The sequence below is a fragment of the Methylophilus sp. 42 genome, from assembly GCF_000384155.1.
Classification (GTDB): domain Bacteria; phylum Pseudomonadota; class Gammaproteobacteria; order Burkholderiales; family Methylophilaceae; genus Methylophilus.
In genome coordinates this window covers 1,484,123-1,499,475 of record NZ_KB913031.1, presented here as the reverse complement: position 1 = coordinate 1,499,475, position 15,353 = coordinate 1,484,123, and the positions used below count along the sequence as shown (strand labels likewise).

At 49.8% G+C, this 15,353-nt stretch carries 15 protein-coding genes; 3 read left to right on the top strand and 12 right to left on the bottom strand.

The annotated features are described in order from the left end of the window. Positions 1 to 27: 27 nt before the first annotated feature. From MET42_RS0107360 to MET42_RS0107345, 4 genes are read right to left on the bottom strand one after another with little or no spacing between them, the layout of a single operon-like run. Positions 28 to 699 carry a hypothetical protein gene (locus tag MET42_RS0107360; RefSeq protein WP_019882230.1) on the bottom strand — a complete coding sequence of 224 codons (672 nt, stop codon included), beginning with the start codon at positions 697 to 699 and terminating at the stop codon, positions 28 to 30. A gap of 17 nt (positions 700 to 716) precedes the next feature. Beyond that, positions 717 to 2,168: an aminodeoxychorismate synthase component I gene (gene pabB / locus MET42_RS0107355; RefSeq protein ID WP_019882228.1), complete on the bottom strand. Its 1,452-nt coding sequence runs from the start codon at positions 2,166 to 2,168 to the stop codon at positions 717 to 719. After that, on the bottom strand, positions 2,159 to 3,229 hold the full coding sequence (locus tag MET42_RS0107350) for a hydantoinase/oxoprolinase family protein (protein ID WP_019882227.1): 1,071 nt from the start codon (positions 3,227 to 3,229) through the stop codon (positions 2,159 to 2,161). The genes pabB and MET42_RS0107350 overlap by 10 nt, the downstream gene beginning before the upstream one ends. Continuing rightward, a complete protein-coding gene (locus MET42_RS0107345; RefSeq protein WP_019882226.1) occupies positions 3,226 to 4,302 on the bottom strand; it encodes an ATP-grasp domain-containing protein in 1,077 nt (358 codons plus the stop codon). Before MET42_RS0107345 ends, MET42_RS0107350 begins: the two co-directional genes overlap by 4 nt. Here MET42_RS0107345 and MET42_RS0107340 point away from each other — a divergent pair. Continuing rightward, the gene (locus MET42_RS0107340; protein ID WP_019882224.1) at positions 4,297 to 5,004 is read left to right on the top strand and encodes a HisA/HisF-related TIM barrel protein; all 708 of its coding nucleotides are present in this window, start codon (positions 4,297 to 4,299) and stop codon (positions 5,002 to 5,004) included. The genes MET42_RS0107345 and MET42_RS0107340 overlap by 6 nt on opposite strands. Positions 5,005 to 5,068: 64 nt before the next feature. Here the strand turns inward: MET42_RS0107340 and hxlB are convergent, their stop codons facing one another. The 3 genes from hxlB to tal all read right to left on the bottom strand — a co-directional run bounded on the left by hxlB (position 5,069) and on the right by tal (position 7,466). Next, positions 5,069 to 5,605 (bottom strand): 6-phospho-3-hexuloisomerase, encoded by a 537-nt coding sequence (gene hxlB, locus MET42_RS0107335; protein ID WP_019882223.1) that lies wholly within the window; start codon positions 5,603 to 5,605, stop codon positions 5,069 to 5,071. Positions 5,606 to 5,707: 102 nt separating this feature from the next. Further along, complete coding sequence (hxlA, locus tag MET42_RS0107330; protein WP_019882222.1) at positions 5,708 to 6,340, bottom strand: 3-hexulose-6-phosphate synthase; 633 nt, start codon at positions 6,338 to 6,340, stop codon at positions 5,708 to 5,710. Between the two features lie 172 nt (positions 6,341 to 6,512). Then, positions 6,513 to 7,466, bottom strand: coding sequence for a transaldolase (gene tal, locus MET42_RS0107325; protein ID WP_019882221.1), 954 nt, complete (start codon positions 7,464 to 7,466; stop codon positions 6,513 to 6,515). Positions 7,467 to 7,740: 274 nt separating this feature from the next. Here tal and MET42_RS0107320 point away from each other — a divergent pair, with 274 nt between their 5' ends. Beyond that, complete coding sequence (locus MET42_RS0107320; RefSeq protein ID WP_019882220.1) at positions 7,741 to 8,892, top strand: aromatic ring-hydroxylating dioxygenase subunit alpha; 1,152 nt, start codon at positions 7,741 to 7,743, stop codon at positions 8,890 to 8,892. An 11-nt stretch (positions 8,893 to 8,903) separates the two neighbouring features. After that, a complete protein-coding gene (locus MET42_RS0107315; protein WP_019882219.1) occupies positions 8,904 to 9,803 on the top strand; it encodes a DMT family transporter in 900 nt (299 codons plus the stop codon). A 63-nt stretch (positions 9,804 to 9,866) separates the two neighbouring features. On the opposite strand, the gene MET42_RS0107310 is transcribed toward MET42_RS0107315, so the two are convergent. The 5 genes from MET42_RS0107310 to typA all read right to left on the bottom strand — a co-directional run bounded on the left by MET42_RS0107310 (position 9,867) and on the right by typA (position 15,204). After that, positions 9,867 to 10,487 (bottom strand): response regulator transcription factor, encoded by a 621-nt coding sequence (locus tag MET42_RS0107310; RefSeq protein WP_019882218.1) that lies wholly within the window; start codon positions 10,485 to 10,487, stop codon positions 9,867 to 9,869. Positions 10,488 to 10,515: 28 nt separating this feature from the next. After that, complete coding sequence (locus tag MET42_RS0107305) at positions 10,516 to 11,817, bottom strand: ATP-binding protein (protein ID WP_019882217.1); 1,302 nt, start codon at positions 11,815 to 11,817, stop codon at positions 10,516 to 10,518. Between the two features lie 139 nt (positions 11,818 to 11,956). Continuing rightward, complete coding sequence (locus MET42_RS0107300) at positions 11,957 to 12,772, bottom strand: polyphosphate kinase 2 family protein (RefSeq protein ID WP_019882216.1); 816 nt, start codon at positions 12,770 to 12,772, stop codon at positions 11,957 to 11,959. Positions 12,773 to 12,929: 157 nt separating this feature from the next. Continuing rightward, positions 12,930 to 13,184 (bottom strand): hypothetical protein, encoded by a 255-nt coding sequence (locus tag MET42_RS0107295; RefSeq protein WP_019882215.1) that lies wholly within the window; start codon positions 13,182 to 13,184, stop codon positions 12,930 to 12,932. Between the two features lie 214 nt (positions 13,185 to 13,398). After that, positions 13,399 to 15,204: a translational GTPase TypA gene (gene typA / locus MET42_RS0107290; protein WP_019882214.1), complete on the bottom strand. Its 1,806-nt coding sequence runs from the start codon at positions 15,202 to 15,204 to the stop codon at positions 13,399 to 13,401. Between the last annotated feature and the right edge of the window lie 149 nt (positions 15,205 to 15,353).

The window sequence follows — 15,353 nt, the reverse complement described above, 5'->3', positions numbered from 1 at the left end:
ATTAAATAACCACTCAAAGCGAGCTTATTACTCGCTTTGCAAGAGGCGGTCTTTTAACAGCTTGGCCATTAAGGCTCCCCCGGCAAACCCCTGCTCAAACAGCGCATACTCGCTTTGGTGCACCACATAAGTCTGGAATTTAGCCTCTGCGAGCAAGCCAGATAAGCCCTGATCAACCATATCCATGGACTGCAACGCTTGCAGCCCTAGAGGCATCTGCCCATCTAGCAATCTGTCGTCTGATTTGACCAGCAATACATATTGCGCCTCCAGTTGCCAGGCGAGCCATGCAGCCAGGCTATCAGAGGTCACATCCCAACTTTCGGCCAGCACATGTTCATTGGCAAACGTGGTATTGAGCGCCATCTCGCTAGGCAGCCAGACCAGTCCGCGATGCTGCCAGCCGCTTTCTGCAATTTCAAGTGGATTTCGTACCAGGGCAAGCTCAGGCACCATGGCAACCAGGCTGCGCGCCATTTGATCCATGGCATAGATGGCCAGTGCATGCGCTTGCTGATCATCAATATGGCCGTCCGGGTGTACTGCCCGCATACGCTGAAAATCACGCACGGCATCAGCATACAAGCCGCCGCCAGGCACAATAATGACTTTGCCATCGCCCCAACGGACAACCAGTCGCAGCCACTGTACCAGGCTGTCGTAGTGTGTCACGCTACCCCCTAGCTTGATCACCCACATAGGCACGTTCCCGAATATTATTTTGTCATTTTAAAGTGTGCTACCAACTTGAAAAATTGCGAGGCTTTATCAAATGTTTCCTGATATTCCCTGGCGCAATCCGAATCAGCCACCACACCACCACCGGCAAAAAAAGTCATTTTATCATTACCTATCACGGCAGTTCTTATTGCGATATTCGTATCCATACTACCATCAAAACCAATATAGCCAATGCTGCCACAGTAAATACCACGTCGGTGCGGTTCCAGCTCTTCGATAATCTCCATGGCACGCAACTTGGGTGCGCCGGTAATGGAACCGCCAGGAAAGCATCCGCGCAATAAATCCAGCGCATGAAACTTTGGTGCCAGCAAGCCGCGCACAATACTCACCAAATGATGCACATTGGTAAACCGCTGCAATTTAAATAAGGCATCAACTTTAACCGACCCTACTTCGCACACCTTGCCGATATCATTGCGCAATAAATCCACAATCATCAGATTCTCGGCGCGATCTTTGACGCTATGCGCTAACTCCTCTGCGGCTTGCGCATCCGCAATGGCGTTCTGGTGCCGTGGGCGTGTGCCTTTAATCGGCCGCGTTTCAACTTTGCGATCAATGACCTGCAAGAACCGCTCCGGCGACATCGATAACACCGCCAGGGGCTTACCTGCGCCATCTTCTACTTGCAAATAAGCCATAAATGGCGCGCGGCTCAATTGCCGGAAATGGTCATAAGCCTCACAAGCATCTCCTGCCACATCCACTTCAAAGCGCTGTGCGAGATTAATCTGATAGCAATCGCCCGCGCGGATATAGTCTTTCACTTTTTGGAAGGCGCTGGCATAGGCTGCTTGATCCATATTCGGCCGAATCTCGCCAGTGACCTTAAACGCTGCTTCATGCTGCTCAATGGATGGTTGTAATAACTGTTGATGCAATGCCTGCAGGGCCTGCTCCTCGGTGAAACGAGCGTGCGATACCAGCTTGCTGATACCCAAATGGTGATCGACGATCACCGCCCAATCATAGATACCCACCAGTAATTCAGGCAGCGGCATATCCTCAGCAGCCAATGTTGGCAAGGTTTCGATACTGCGCCCCAGATCATAGGCAAAGTAACCCAGCGCACCGCCTGCAAATGGAATATCGGCTATGCGCTCAACCGCATGCGGCAACAACCATTGCTGGATAACCTGGAAAGGATCCAGCTGGGATTTCTCTATGATGGTCTGGTTCGTTTGGGCCTGCTGCGTATGCACTTCAGTATCAGGGTGGCGATGTATGATTTTGGCCACGGGCGCAGCCACCACAATATCAAAACGGGCACCCAGGCTGATTTCCTCATCTACACTTGTTTGCAGCTGGGACTGGCTGGCTTCCACCCGGCCGCTTTCCAGCAGCATCGGCCATGGCAGATGCCTGACTTGCCGCAGCCAGTGCATGCCCTCTGCATAAGGTAAATCCAATTGAATTAATGCCATGCTTGCCATAACCTCGCCACCGCATAGGCTGGAAAACAGACCTCTGCATCTTGTTTTAATTGTAAATTACCTGCGGACATCCATGCCGTGGCTGGCTGATAAACCAGGCCCAGACGCTGCGCCAGCGCTGCCACCAGAAAACTGCCCGCCCCCAGCCCCACCATGATCTGAGGTGACCTTGGCACCTGCACCATGATTGATTGTATGGCCTGTTGCAAGTGATGCAATTGCGCGGCTTTAAACGCAAGCGCCAGCGACTGCCAGACATCGTCCGTTTGATCTTCAACATCATGCCCCACCATCCGCGCCAGACGACGCATACTGTCAACCATAGCGCGCCCTTGACCGTCCGCAGTCTCGGCCAGGTCATAATCAGGGGGTAACTCGCCCAGCACGCGATAGACATCCGCAGTCGTGGCAAAATATTCTGCGGCGATATGGCGTGACTCAGGCTGCGCCTGCCCGGGTGCTAACCAAGTGATTAACGGTCCCAGTGCCATCAGCGGCGTGCGCACGACGCCGGTATAAAATAAACCCAGCTTCGCCATACGCTCCGCGTCAGACCAGCCCACGGGCACTACCTGCCGCTGCTCACACAGCGTGATATCACAAGTCGTGCTACCAATATCCACCACCAACATAGCGGCATCTGTCATGCTGGTCGCCAGGCATTGTGCCGAGGCATGCCAGTTCATGGAGGCAATATGCGCCTCCTGCCCTGCTACGCTGGCCGTAAAGCCTGCGCCTTGGGCCGCTGAGGCCAGGTAGAACTCGGCGTGTGGCAAATAGTCCTGCACCGTCTCGGCAATCGCTCGCACCCCCTGCAAGCGATTATCAAACAAATCGACCAGTTCACCGGTCATGGTGACCGCATGGTCACAAGCCTCTGCCTCCATTTGCCATTGATGCAACACATATTTGATGGCATCTTCCAGTAACGGCAGGCCTTTCCATAAGGCACAGGCTTGCTGTAATACGCGCACAATATCACCTTGCCCATCCAGCATCACCGCTTTCACATGCGCACCACCGATATCCCACCCTATGACAGCGCGTTTCATGCTGACAATACCTCAGTACGGCTTTTTGTAGCCAAGGACAAAGTACACGATGCCTGTGCTTGAGCAGTACTCAGTTTATTTTCTAAAATAGCATCCAGGATCATGGCGGCAGGATTTTCTGTGAGTAATGGCGATAAGGCGATATAAGGCGTGGTGAGGCGCGGATTCACTTCAACCAGCATCAATTGATCGTCTGGGGTCAAAATCATGTCTGCGCCCCAGTAGCCTAGCAGGCCAGGAATCGCACGGTGAACCTGCTCGGCTAACGCTTGCATCGCGGGCAGATGGGTGGCAGCTTCGTTCACGCCAGCGCCATCAAAATGGAAACATCCCTGCTGGATATCTATCCGTTGCCGATGCCCGGCAATCACCTGTACACGCTCTTGTGTCGATAACACCGACATGCTCAGCGCCAAGCCTGGCACATAAGGCTGCAGCAAAAGCTTAGCGAACAACAAAGGATTTTCAATTGATATTTTTAATTTAAAATCAATAAGTTCATTGATATTTTTAAAGTAATAAGTGAATTCACAACCTGCGCCATCATCGGGTTTCACTACCCAGCCAGTCGTCGTAGCATCGTAATACCAGTTCAGGCTTTCCAAGGCATCGGCTTGCGCTAAAAACACATGCGGCAACACGGTAATCCCCGCCTGCTGGCAAATCTCAGCCATGATCGATTTGGCACTGGTCTGCGCGATTGCGTCGGCACTACAGCCTATCCAGACTTTGCCAGCGGTTTGTACCAATTGCTGCATATGCTGCAAAATGCCTCCTGTTTCAGGCGCAATTATCCAGCAAGCATCAATGTCATCAGATGCTAATTGCTGGCGCCAAAGCACATAAGGATCATCACTGGCGTGTAATGGCAGGCTATGGGCATGGATGGGAGCTGCAACGCGGCTATCGTGGCTAGTGATACAATCAACGCCCAGCGCTGACAAGTCTGCCAGCAAGGCATCGCGCATCAGTAAGCCTTCCTGCAACAAGCTGGCAGGCAATGCTTCAGAGGCCAGGCCACCAGCGCTGACATATTCACAGACCCAGATTTTCAAGCGAGATTTATTGTGCATATTATTCCCGTCATCGATTTGATGCATGGCCAGGTAGTGCAAGCCATACAAGGGCAACGCCAGCACTACCGTGCGATCCAATCGCAGTTAACCGATAGCCACGCCCTGCTCGATGTCATCACTGCTATTTTACAAGTTTATGCCTTCGACTGCGTGTATATTGCCGATTTAAATGCAATCACGGGCCATCGTGACATGCCCAATCACCTGCCATTGATTAAACAGGTCATGACTGCCTTCCCGAACCTGCAATGGTGGGTGGATGCCGGACTCAATAGCACCGAAGCACTCAAGCCCTGGCTGGACGCTGGTATCCGCCCGATCATTGCCAGTGAAACCTTAACGGATATCCAAACCTATCAAGCCATGCGTGAAATAACGGCGCACAGTATTTTATCGCTGGACTTCTTTCAGGATGGCTTTCATGGCCCTGCTCGCCTACTGGCTGAGGCCAGCCTGTGGAGCCAGCCGACCATATTGATGAGCTTACCCAAGGTAGGCGCCAATCAAGGCCCAGAGGTCGAGAAAATCAGCTCCCTGAAGCAACAGCATCCACAGCAGGCGATCTATGCCGCAGGCGGTGTCAGACACATCGCAGATATACAGGCTTTGGCACACGCGGGGGCTGATGGCGTATTGATTGCCAGCGCACTGCACCAGAAACAGCTCACCGCCATCGACCTGGCAATATTCGCGCAATAAAAAACCGGCCATCAGGCCGGTTTTTTGACAGCGAAGCTTCGTGAGAAACTTATGCCGCTGACACTTACTCCAGGTTTGCGTGCAATGCGCGCATGCCTTCTTCTGTCAGGCCTTTAGCGTGGATCAATTCAGAAATGGCGCCTTCCAGGAATACCAGGGTAGACAATTCAAATTGACCGCCCATAGGCATGCCTTTAACCAATGGGAAGCTGTCATCTTGACCGACTTGAACAACCAGGTCAGCCACATCAGCCATGGCTGAAGTTTTCTTCATAGAGATAACCACCAGTTTGGCACCCACTTCTTTGGCTTTTTTCACAAATGGCAACAAGGTTGCTGTACCGCCAGAACCTGAAACCAGGATCAGCAGATCACCTTTTTTGATCGCTGGTGTCACCACTTCGCCGATCATGTAAACGCTGTAACCAGAGTGTACCAAACGCATAGCAAAGAAGCGTGATACCAACAGTGAGCGACCTGCGCCACCGATAAATGTTGAACCAGCCTCTTCAACCAGTTTCAGCAATTCAGCCGCTTTTGACTTGTCAGTCACGTCCAGAATACGCTTTAAGTTGTCCAGAATAAATTGTTGATGATCCATGTTTTGTCCTGTATTCAAAAAGTTTAATAAAAAACCCGACACATTGCTGGGTCGGGTTTTTTGTCTCGCTGATCAATAATTACTTATTGATACTTAACTGAATTAAGCGTGAGCGATAGCAGTGATTTCTGCAGCTGCAGCAGCTGGGTCAGCAGCGCCGTAGATAGCAGCACCAGCAACAATGATAGTCGCGCCAGCGTCACGTACTTGACCTGCAGTAGCGGCTTTAACACCACCAGCAACAGAGATCTCAACGCCCAGGTTCAAACCAGCAACAGCAGCCAGGTCAGCAAAAGGAGTTTGACCAGCAGCTTGTTGGTCCAAACCAGTGTGGATACCGATGATGTGAGCACCAGCAGCAGCAACTTCTTTAGTTTTAGCAACTTTGTCTTCAACGCTGATCAGGTCAACTTGAGCTTTTTTGCCGTATTTGTTAGCAGCTTTGATTACGCCTTTGATTGTACCGATGTCGGATACGCCCAAAACTACGCAGATGTCAGCACCGGCTTTGTAGAATGGCTCAGACTCGTACTCGCCTGCATCCATAGTTTTCAGGTCAACCAGGATCTTGTTGTTTGGGAACTTAGCGCGCAAAGTTTCCAGCAATTTGATACCGTTGTGCTTGATGCATGGTGTACCGATTTCCAGAATGTCAACGTGTGGAGCAACTTTTTCTGCCAAAGCGATAGTTGCGTCGAAATCCAATGAGTCTAATGCCATTTGTGTTAATGCCATGTTTTTCTCCAAAAATTAAAATTTAAATGCTATTACTAGCGTACTACCAATTCAAGCTGGTCGCTCATAGTAAGCTGGCAGCCAAAATAAGTCAATGTTGCAGGCCGATTTATGCCTGACTTAAAAGCCAAACGGGCAGGTCCCTGCCCGTTTGCATTATCGCATGGCGATATTACAGTTTTGCGGCTAATGCAGCTTCCAGTTTATTCTGGTCAGCCACGAAACCACGGATACCTTCAGCCAGCTTCTCAGTGGCCATTGGATCTTGATTTAGTTCAAAACGGAATTCTTCTTCTGTCAATTTAGCTGGCAATTCTTTAGTTTTGCCGCCATCTTTCAACACTTGAACCAAAGTACCTTCAGTTGCAGCCAGGTCTTGCAGCAAGTTTGGAGATACGGTCAAACGGTCACAACCAGCCAAAGCAATCAGCTCGCCAGTGTTACGGAAAGAAGCACCCATCACAACAGTTTTGTAACCGTGCTCTTTGTAGTATTGGTAGATCGCGCGTACAGAAACCACACCTGGGTCTGTTTCTTGTGTGTACTCAGTACCTGGGTTTTTCGCTTTGTACCAGTCAAGGATACGGCCAACGAATGGAGAAATCAGGAATACGCCAGCTTCAGCACAAGCACGTGCCTGGCCAAAACCGAACAACAATGTCAGGTTACACTGAACGCCTTCTTTTTCCAGGATCTCGCCTGCTTTAATACCTTCCCAGGTAGAAGCCAGTTTGATCAACACGCGGTCTTTGCTGATGCCAGACTCTTGGTACAGGCTGATCAGTTTACGGCCTTTAGCGACCATCGCGTCGATATTGAAAGACAGACGTGCATCTACTTCTGTAGAAATACGGCCTGGAACCACTTTAGTGATTTCAGCGCCAATCAACACAGCCAGTTTGTCAGCTGCGTTTTCAATTTGTTGCTCTTTAGAACCACCTTGTGCTTTTGCGTAAGCAATGGCAGTGTCAATCAATGGTGCGTATTCTGGGATTTGGCTAGCCTTCAATACCAGAGATGGGTTTGTGGTTGCGTCCACAGGTTTAACACTTTTGATTGCTTCAACGTCACCAGTGTCAGCCACGATGGTTGTGATTGCTTTCAACTGATCTAATAAATTTGCCATGCGATTGCTCCTATAAATTGCAATAATCGTTTACGTATAGTTATACATAGAAACCTTCAACATTATAACTGAATTTATTCGAGTTAGTTAAGCGTCCTTTGCACATTCCAGCGTGTCCACTGCTTGCATCCGGCCGTCAGCCGATGCAGTTTTATTGATTAGAATCAAACAATTGCTGCTGCTTCACCAGGCACTTTTGCCTGTTTCGTCTTTTCAATATGCCCCTTTTCGGGCACAATTCACCTTTTTTGCAAGTGATTAATCAGTTAGGCATATGGGTTCTGTCACCTCTTTAAATAAAGAACAAAACCAGACTCGCTTCGCACAACTCCCTGTTGACTGGTATCTGCATCCGGATGTGTATGCGCTGGAGCAAACGCATTTGTTCTCTCTGCTGCCACAATATCTGGGGCATGAGCGCATGGTTCCCAACCCGGGCGACTATCGCGCCCTGGACTGGATGCACAATGCTACCGCCTTGGTGAATCAACATGGTCAGCCACAACTGATCAGCAATATCTGCCGCCACCGCCAAGCGGTGATGCTCAATGGCCAAGGCAACACGCAACACATCGTCTGCCCGTTGCACCGCTGGACCTATGATTTAAACGGCCAGTTACTGGGCGCCCCGCATTTTGAACAAAACCCATGCCTGCACCTGGAGAAGCAAGCCCTGACTGCATGGCAAGGCCTGCTGTTTAAAGGCAGTGACACGGCATCCAAACAAAAAGGCCTGGACATCGCCCAGGTGCTCAAGCAACTGGGCTGCAAGCAGGACTTTGACTTTACCGGCTATCATTTTGAGTCAGCCATTGTTGACCACTACGATTTCAACTGGAAAACGTTTATCGAAGTCTATCTGGAAGACTACCATGTTGGCCCGTTCCACCCAGGCCTCAACCAGTTTGTTGACTGCGGCGAATTGAATTGGGAATTTGCTGAGCATTACAGCGTGCAAACCGTCGGTTACAAACCGCTACCGGACTACAGCCTGTCATCCGTGTACAAGCAATGGCAACAAGCCGTTACCGATTACCAGCAAGGCACACCACCCAAGTATGGCGCTATCTGGTTTGTACTCTACCCATTCCTCATGATCGAATGGTACCCCAACGTATTGGTGGTTTCGCACATTATCCCGACCGGCACAGAGTCTTGCCAGAATGTGGTCGAATTTTACTACCCGGAAGACATTGCCCTGTTTGAGCGTGAATATATCCAGGCACAGCAAGCGGCTTATTTTGAAACTGCGGTTGAAGACAAAGAAATTTGTCAGCGCATGCAAGACGGCCGCAAAGGTTTATTTATGCTAGGTAAAGATGAGCGCGGCCCTTACCAGCACCCGATGGAAACCGGCCTGGAACACTTCCACCGCTGGTATCGCAGACAGATGGAAGCACATCTGCCTGAACACTTGCAGCGCTAGGCAAGTTTCTTTTGTTCAAACATCGCTATGCTGCCTTCCGGCATCCCAAACACTGGCAGCTAGGCAGCTACTGGATGCTGCTGGCAGGTTTGGGCTTTGCCGTGATGGGCGCGTGCGTCAAAGCCGGGGCAGCGCGGTTTACCGCAAGTGAACTGGTATTCTATCGCTCAGCCTTTGGCTTGCTCATGATTGCAGCCATTGTCTGCTGGCATGGCAAACCGTTAAAAACACCATTATTAGCCATGCAAATGCGTCGTGCCCTGGTTGGTTTTACGGCCCTATTGCTGTTTTTCTATGCCATCGCGCACTTACCGCTGGCTACCGCGATCACGCTCAACTACACCTCACCCATGTTTTTAGCACTGCTGTCGCCATGGCTGCTTAAAGCAGAACGGCCACTCAACCGCCAGCAACGCTGGAGACTGAACCTGTGCGTCATCGGTGGCTTCGCCGGGGTATGCCTGTTGTTGCAGCCCGCATTCAATAGCAACCAATTACTGGCGGGGGGCGTAGGTTTGCTGTCCGGCATAGGTGCCGCTTTCGCTTATGTGCACGTCAAACAACTAGGCATTGAAGGCGAACCCGACTGGCGCACCGTGTTTTACTTTACCCTGGTATGCACCATCGCCAGTGGTGGCTGGATGCTGATTGACCATATGACAGTACTGCGCTGGCAGGATTTACCGCTACTATGCGGATTAGGATTATCGGCCACCTTTAGCCAACTGGCCCTGACGCGCGCCTACCGTACAGGCAACACCTTAACCGTTGCCAGCCTGGCATATAGCACCGTAGTGTTTGCAACCTTGATAGGCGTCATCATTTGGGGTGAGACCCTAAGCACACACGAGATTGCTGGCATGTTGCTGATTGTGGCGTTTGGCATATTAAGCTCACGCAGTACAAGATAAACGATTGATCCCAATAAAAAAGCCATTCTTGCAAGAATGGCTTTTTTATTTCATCCGCCTAACTTACGGCTCAAGCAGCCCGCAACGCATGGCAATCAGGGCAATCTCTGCCGAATTTTGCGCATTGAGTTTTTGTTTAATATTGTACAAATGCGTGCCTACCGTGCGTGGGCTCAGGAACAAGGTTTCAGCAATCTCATTGGTAGACTTACCGCGTGCCAATGACATAAACACCTCGAATTCACGCTCACTGAGCACATCCACCGGATTTTGCTCACCGGACAATTGCTGAATCGCCATTTGCTGTGCCACGCTGGCCTCGATGTATTTTTTACCCTGCGCTACACTGCGAATGGCTTTAATCAGCTCCTCAGCCGCGCTGCGCTTGGTGACATAGCCCATGGCACCGGCATTGAGCACGCGTTTGGGATGCACGGAATCTTCATGGGCAGACAACACCAGGATGCGGGCATGATTGTCTTTGGCCAGAATGCGTTCTATGGCCTCCATGCCACCAATCCCTGGCATGGTGATATCCATGACCACGACTTGCGGATGGTGCTCGACATAGGCCTTAATCGCGGCTTCACCACTTTCAGCCTCCGCAATGACCTTAATGTCCTGGTCTGACTCGAGCAGCATTTTAAAGCCCATCCTGACCACTGCATGGTCATCTACCAGCATTACACTTATCACGCTTATTCTCCCTTGTTTATGCTGATTGTATAGGCAATCGAATTTCCAATGTGGTTCCACGCCCAGCCTCTGGTTGCGAAACCACTTTAAACTGTCCATGCAAGGCCTGTACCCGCTCGCGCATGCCGAGCAACCCAAAATGCTTGCTCTGATCCACCGCATCCAGTTGCATGCCTACGCCGTCGTCACAAATCATCAGGCGCAAGCCTTGCGCATCAGTCAGCATGTGCACATTGATACATTGCGCATGCGCATGTTTGATGGCGTTATTGACGGCCTCTTGCACCATGCGATAGATATTGATATTGACGTTTTCACCCATGGGCTGGAATTCGCCTGATAAGTGCAACTGAATATTCAATTCAGGATGTTGCACCTGGTAACCTGACACCATATCACGCAAGGTTTCCACCAAGCCCATATTATCCATGGCTGCCGGACGCAACTGGCGAATAATATTATGCATGCCGTCGTAAATATGGTTGGCGGCAGCCACGATGGTTTGCGCATTGGCCGCAATATCTGGCGTGCTTTCTTTGGTTTTATTCACAATGGCCACGGCAAAGGTCTTAATCGCTGTCACATATTGCCCCAGTTCATCGTGCAACTCACGTGCCAGACTGCGTCGTTCGTCTTCAATGTGCTGCTGAATCAGCTGCGTCAACTGGCGGTTTTGCTCCAATTGACGCTCGGCATCCAGCGACAAGGCCATCTGGTTTAAGCTGAGGCCGATTTTGTCAAACTCAGGCACTGAAAAACGCTCCAGTCGCGTGGTCAAATCGCCCTGCTCTATGCGGTTAATGGCATGCAAAATATGTCGGACCGGGCGCAAAGCGTGGCTGAGCAAGCCATACACCAACAAGTTGAGCAAGACAAAAAAACCAACGCCCATCACTATTAACTGCAGAAAGCCTGACCAAGCCTCGCGGATAGAGCCTTCGGCATTAGAGCTAATGGTCAACACACCATAGCGCACACGCCGTGTCACGGTTTCCACCTTAGGCGCGACCAGTTTGGTAAACCACTCCGGCGGGTTGATTTCAGACTTGAAAGTTGAAGTCGGCGAAATATATAAAGGATTATTGGCGTAATCGTAGAGCTCAATGCGGCTACTGCGCACATAGCCCAGCGAACGCAGGAAATCTTGCAGCACGTAATGAGTGGGACCCAGACTGGGATTCATCGCCGAACTGACAATCACCGTATCCAGCAATTGCACCGTCACCCGCGTGGCGGCCTCTACCCGTTCACGGATGCTGTCTTTGGTATCGCGCACCAACACCACCGCGGCGGCCACCAGAAAGGCCAGCGACAGCATGGTGACTAACAAGTTGAGTCGAAAGCGTAAGCTCATGTTTTAATCGAGAATGAAAACCCAGCGTTATTAAACTGTAATACGGCCATCTATACACAGCGTAAAATCATTAAATTCACGTGTCTATGACTAATCTCTACGATTAATCTTTAATGGTGAGCTGATCCCACTCTTTGGGCTTGGCTGGATACGCCAGCGGCAATTGATTCAAACTCTCCAGCAAAATCTGGGAAACCAATAAATTACGGTTGGTTTTAGAATCAGCCGGAATCACATACCAGGGCGCATATTTAGTGGATGTCTCTTTCAGCGCCAGTTCATAAGCGTCCATATAGCGGTCCCATAAGGCACGCTCATCAAGATCCTTCGGGTTAAATTTCCAATGCTTGGTTGGATCATCCAGACGCTCTTGCAAACGCTGCTTTTGCTCGTCTTTGGAGATATGCAGAAAGCATTTAATGATAGTGGTGCCGGTTTCACTAAGCATGCGCTCGAAGTTATTGATTTGCTGGTAACGACGTTTGCATTCTGCGTCGTCTATCCAGTCATGCACTTTCACAATTAATACATCTTCATAATGACTGCGATTAAAAATAGTCAATTCACCTTTGGTCGGCACTTGGTTGTGCACGCGCCACAAATAATCATGCGCCAGTTCATCTGCGCTGGGCGCCTTAAAGCTGGCCAGGCGAATACCTAAAGGATCACAGGCGCTAAACACATGCTTGACTGTGCCATCTTTACCGCTGGTATCCATGCCCTGCAAAATCAGCAAAACCTTATGCTTTGCCTCTGCATGCAAAATATCCTGCCTGAGGTTAATTTGATGGGTTAATTCGGCCAACAAACTGGCATCACTTGCTTTATCACCAGTGCGGGCAGACCGATCGTCCGCCTTGAATTGCTTTAAGGAAAATTTTTTCGGATTAACACGGTACTGCTCTAGTGTAGCGGTCATAGACATGATCTGGTAATGGCTTGTTGGCAAGTGTATCGCAGTTAAATTGCAAACACCAAGGTAGCCTAACAAACCGATAAACCGCCGCCCGGAACACCGATATAAAAAAACAGCCTCTGACGAGGCTGTTATTAGGGGAGATTCCTTAACTTAAGGATTAATTGCGGCCAAACAGCAACCCAAACACACCACCAGACAATACACCGGAGAGCGCAGAAACAACTGCCGGACCTGACGGGCCATTTAACACCTGGCCCAGCGTTGTTGCGACACCGCCAATACCGCCGACTGCGGCAATCAACACATTACCAGCAGCCACGGTTTCTTCAGGCATGCCAAAAAAACCAATGCCAGCACCAAAACCACCAGACACAACATCCACCTCAACTACATTTAATTCACACATTGCCATTACATTTCTCCTTAATTGATATTAAAAATAAATTTTTCACGGCGTTAACTCAGATCGGCTAGCCAGCCACCAATGTGTTAACTTTAGTTATTTTATATGTTAATTATATCAATTATTAACATGTGTGAGAATTAAATAATATTAAAAAACTAACAGGATGTTACAGGCAATAAAAAAGCCAGCTTCTGCTGGCTTTTTTACCGATCAATCCTAATTACTTGCTGGAACGTTTACGCTCATGCTCCAACAGGAAGCGTTTACGCAGGCGAATTGTTTTTGGTGTGATCTCGACCAATTCGTCATCATCAATAAATTCCACAGCACTTTCCAGGCTGATAGAGATAGGCGGCACCAAACGCACCGCTTCATCAGTACCGGAGGCGCGCACGTTGGTTAACTGTTTACCCTTGATCGGGTTAACCACCAGGTCATTGTCACGGCTATGGATACCGATAATCATGCCTTCATACAAACGGTCACCCGGGCTGGAGAACATTTTGCCGCGGTCTTGCAGTTTCCATAAAGCATAAGCCACCGCTTCACCCTGCTCGGCTGAAATCAGCACGCCATTACGGCGGCCTGGCATATCGGCTTTCAATGGTGCGTATTCGTCAAAAATATGCGCCATCAAACCAGTACCACGGGTCAGTGTCAAAAACTCGCCCTGGAAACCGATCAGGCCACGCGCTGGAATACGGTATTCCAAACGTGTACGGCCATTACCGTCAGACTCCATATTTGACATTTCACCACGGCGACGACCCAACTCCTCCATCACCGCACCCTGGTTTTCGTCTTCCAGGTCCACAGTCAGGATTTCATATGGCTCACATTTTTCACCATTGATTTCTCTGAATACTACACGTGGTTTACCCACGGCGATTTCAAAACCTTCGCGGCGCATATTTTCCAGCAAAATAGTCAGGTGCAATTCACCACGACCTGAAACACGGAATACATCGGTGTCTTCAGTATCTTCAACGCGCAAAGCCACGTTAACCAGTAATTCTTTAGTCAATCGGTCACGGATCTGACGTGAGGTAATAAATTTACCTTCTGTACCAGCCAATGGTGAAGTGTTCACCATAAAGTCCATGGTCAGGGTTGGCTCATCCACGCCCAAATGCGGCAGGCCGACTGGTTTGTCACGATCACAGATCGTAAAACCGATACCGATTTCTTCAATACCTGAAATGATGACGATGTCACCTGCTTCAGCTTCGTCTACCGGCACGCGCTCCAGGCCTTTAAAGCCCAGCACCTGGTTGATACGGCCTTGTGCTACTTGTTCATCTTCGCGCATCACGGCGACGACCTGGCCTGGCTTGATACGGCCATTGGTCACACGGCCAACGCCCAGGCGACCAGTATAAGTAGAATAATCCAAGGCAGAAATTTGTAGTTGCAATGGCGCCTCGCTATCACCTTTAGGCGGCTCAACATGGCTTAAAATGGTGTCAAACAAAGCACGCATGTTGTCTGAAGGTTTGCTCATGTCTAAGGTGGCAAAGCCATTTAAGGCTGAGGCATAAACCACCGGAAAATCCAGTTGCTCATCAGTGGCACCCAGGTTAGCGAACAAATCAAACGTATGGTTGATCACCCAATCAGGACGGGCACTTGGACGGTCCACTTTGTTAATCACCACAATTGGCTTCAAACCCAGGGCCAGTGCTTTTTTGGTCACAAAACGCGTTTGTGGCATTGGGCCATCCACGGCATCCACCAACAACAATACGCCATCCACCATGCCTAATACGCGCTCTACCTCGCCACCGAAGTCGGCGTGGCCCGGTGTGTCGACGATATTAATATGTGTGCCTTCGTAGGTTAAAGCAGTGTTTTTGGCCAGAATCGTAATGCCGCGTTCTTTTTCCAGATCGTTGCTATCCATCACACGCTCAGTCACCGCTTGGTGTGAGGCAAAAGTACCTGACTGTTGAAGTAGCTTGTCAACCATGGTTGTTTTACCGTGGTCAACGTGGGCGATAATTGCGATATTTCTAAGGTTGCGTGCCATGTGAACTGCCATCTGTTTGGAAAGGGCGCGATTTTATCACAAATCAACTTAAATATTTGACTTTTAAAATAAAGTGGCTATACTGCGAGCAACTTTAAAACACGGCTGGTACTAGACCCGCCACATTTGTTTTAAATTCATTGCCCTGA

Bases quoted from the DNA above. Each gene is read 5' to 3' on its own strand.
- MET42_RS0107360 (WP_019882230.1), bottom strand. From the start codon at position 699: ATGTGGGTGATCAAGCTAGGGGGTAGCGTGACACACTACGACAGCCTG.
- pabB (WP_019882228.1), bottom strand. From the start codon at position 2,168: ATGGCATTAATTCAATTGGATTTACCTTATGCAGAGGGCATGCACTGG.
- MET42_RS0107350 (WP_019882227.1), bottom strand. From the start codon at position 3,229: ATGAAACGCGCTGTCATAGGGTGGGATATCGGTGGTGCGCATGTGAAA.
- MET42_RS0107345 (WP_019882226.1), bottom strand. From the start codon at position 4,302: ATGCACAATAAATCTCGCTTGAAAATCTGGGTCTGTGAATATGTCAGC.
- hxlB (WP_019882223.1), bottom strand. From the start codon at position 5,605: ATGGATCATCAACAATTTATTCTGGACAACTTAAAGCGTATTCTGGAC.
- hxlA (WP_019882222.1), bottom strand. From the start codon at position 6,340: ATGGCATTAACACAAATGGCATTAGACTCATTGGATTTCGACGCAACT.
- tal (WP_019882221.1), bottom strand. From the start codon at position 7,466: ATGGCAAATTTATTAGATCAGTTGAAAGCAATCACAACCATCGTGGCT.
- MET42_RS0107320 (WP_019882220.1), top strand. From the start codon at position 7,741: ATGGGTTCTGTCACCTCTTTAAATAAAGAACAAAACCAGACTCGCTTC.
- MET42_RS0107310 (WP_019882218.1), bottom strand. From the start codon at position 10,487: ATGCTGGTAGATGACCATGCAGTGGTCAGGATGGGCTTTAAAATGCTG.
- MET42_RS0107305 (WP_019882217.1), bottom strand. From the start codon at position 11,817: ATGCTGTCGCTGGCCTTTCTGGTGGCCGCCGCGGTGGTGTTGGTGCGC.
- MET42_RS0107300 (WP_019882216.1), bottom strand. From the start codon at position 12,772: ATGACCGCTACACTAGAGCAGTACCGTGTTAATCCGAAAAAATTTTCC.
- MET42_RS0107295 (WP_019882215.1), bottom strand. From the start codon at position 13,184: ATGGCAATGTGTGAATTAAATGTAGTTGAGGTGGATGTTGTGTCTGGT.
- typA (WP_019882214.1), bottom strand. From the start codon at position 15,204: ATGGCACGCAACCTTAGAAATATCGCAATTATCGCCCACGTTGACCAC.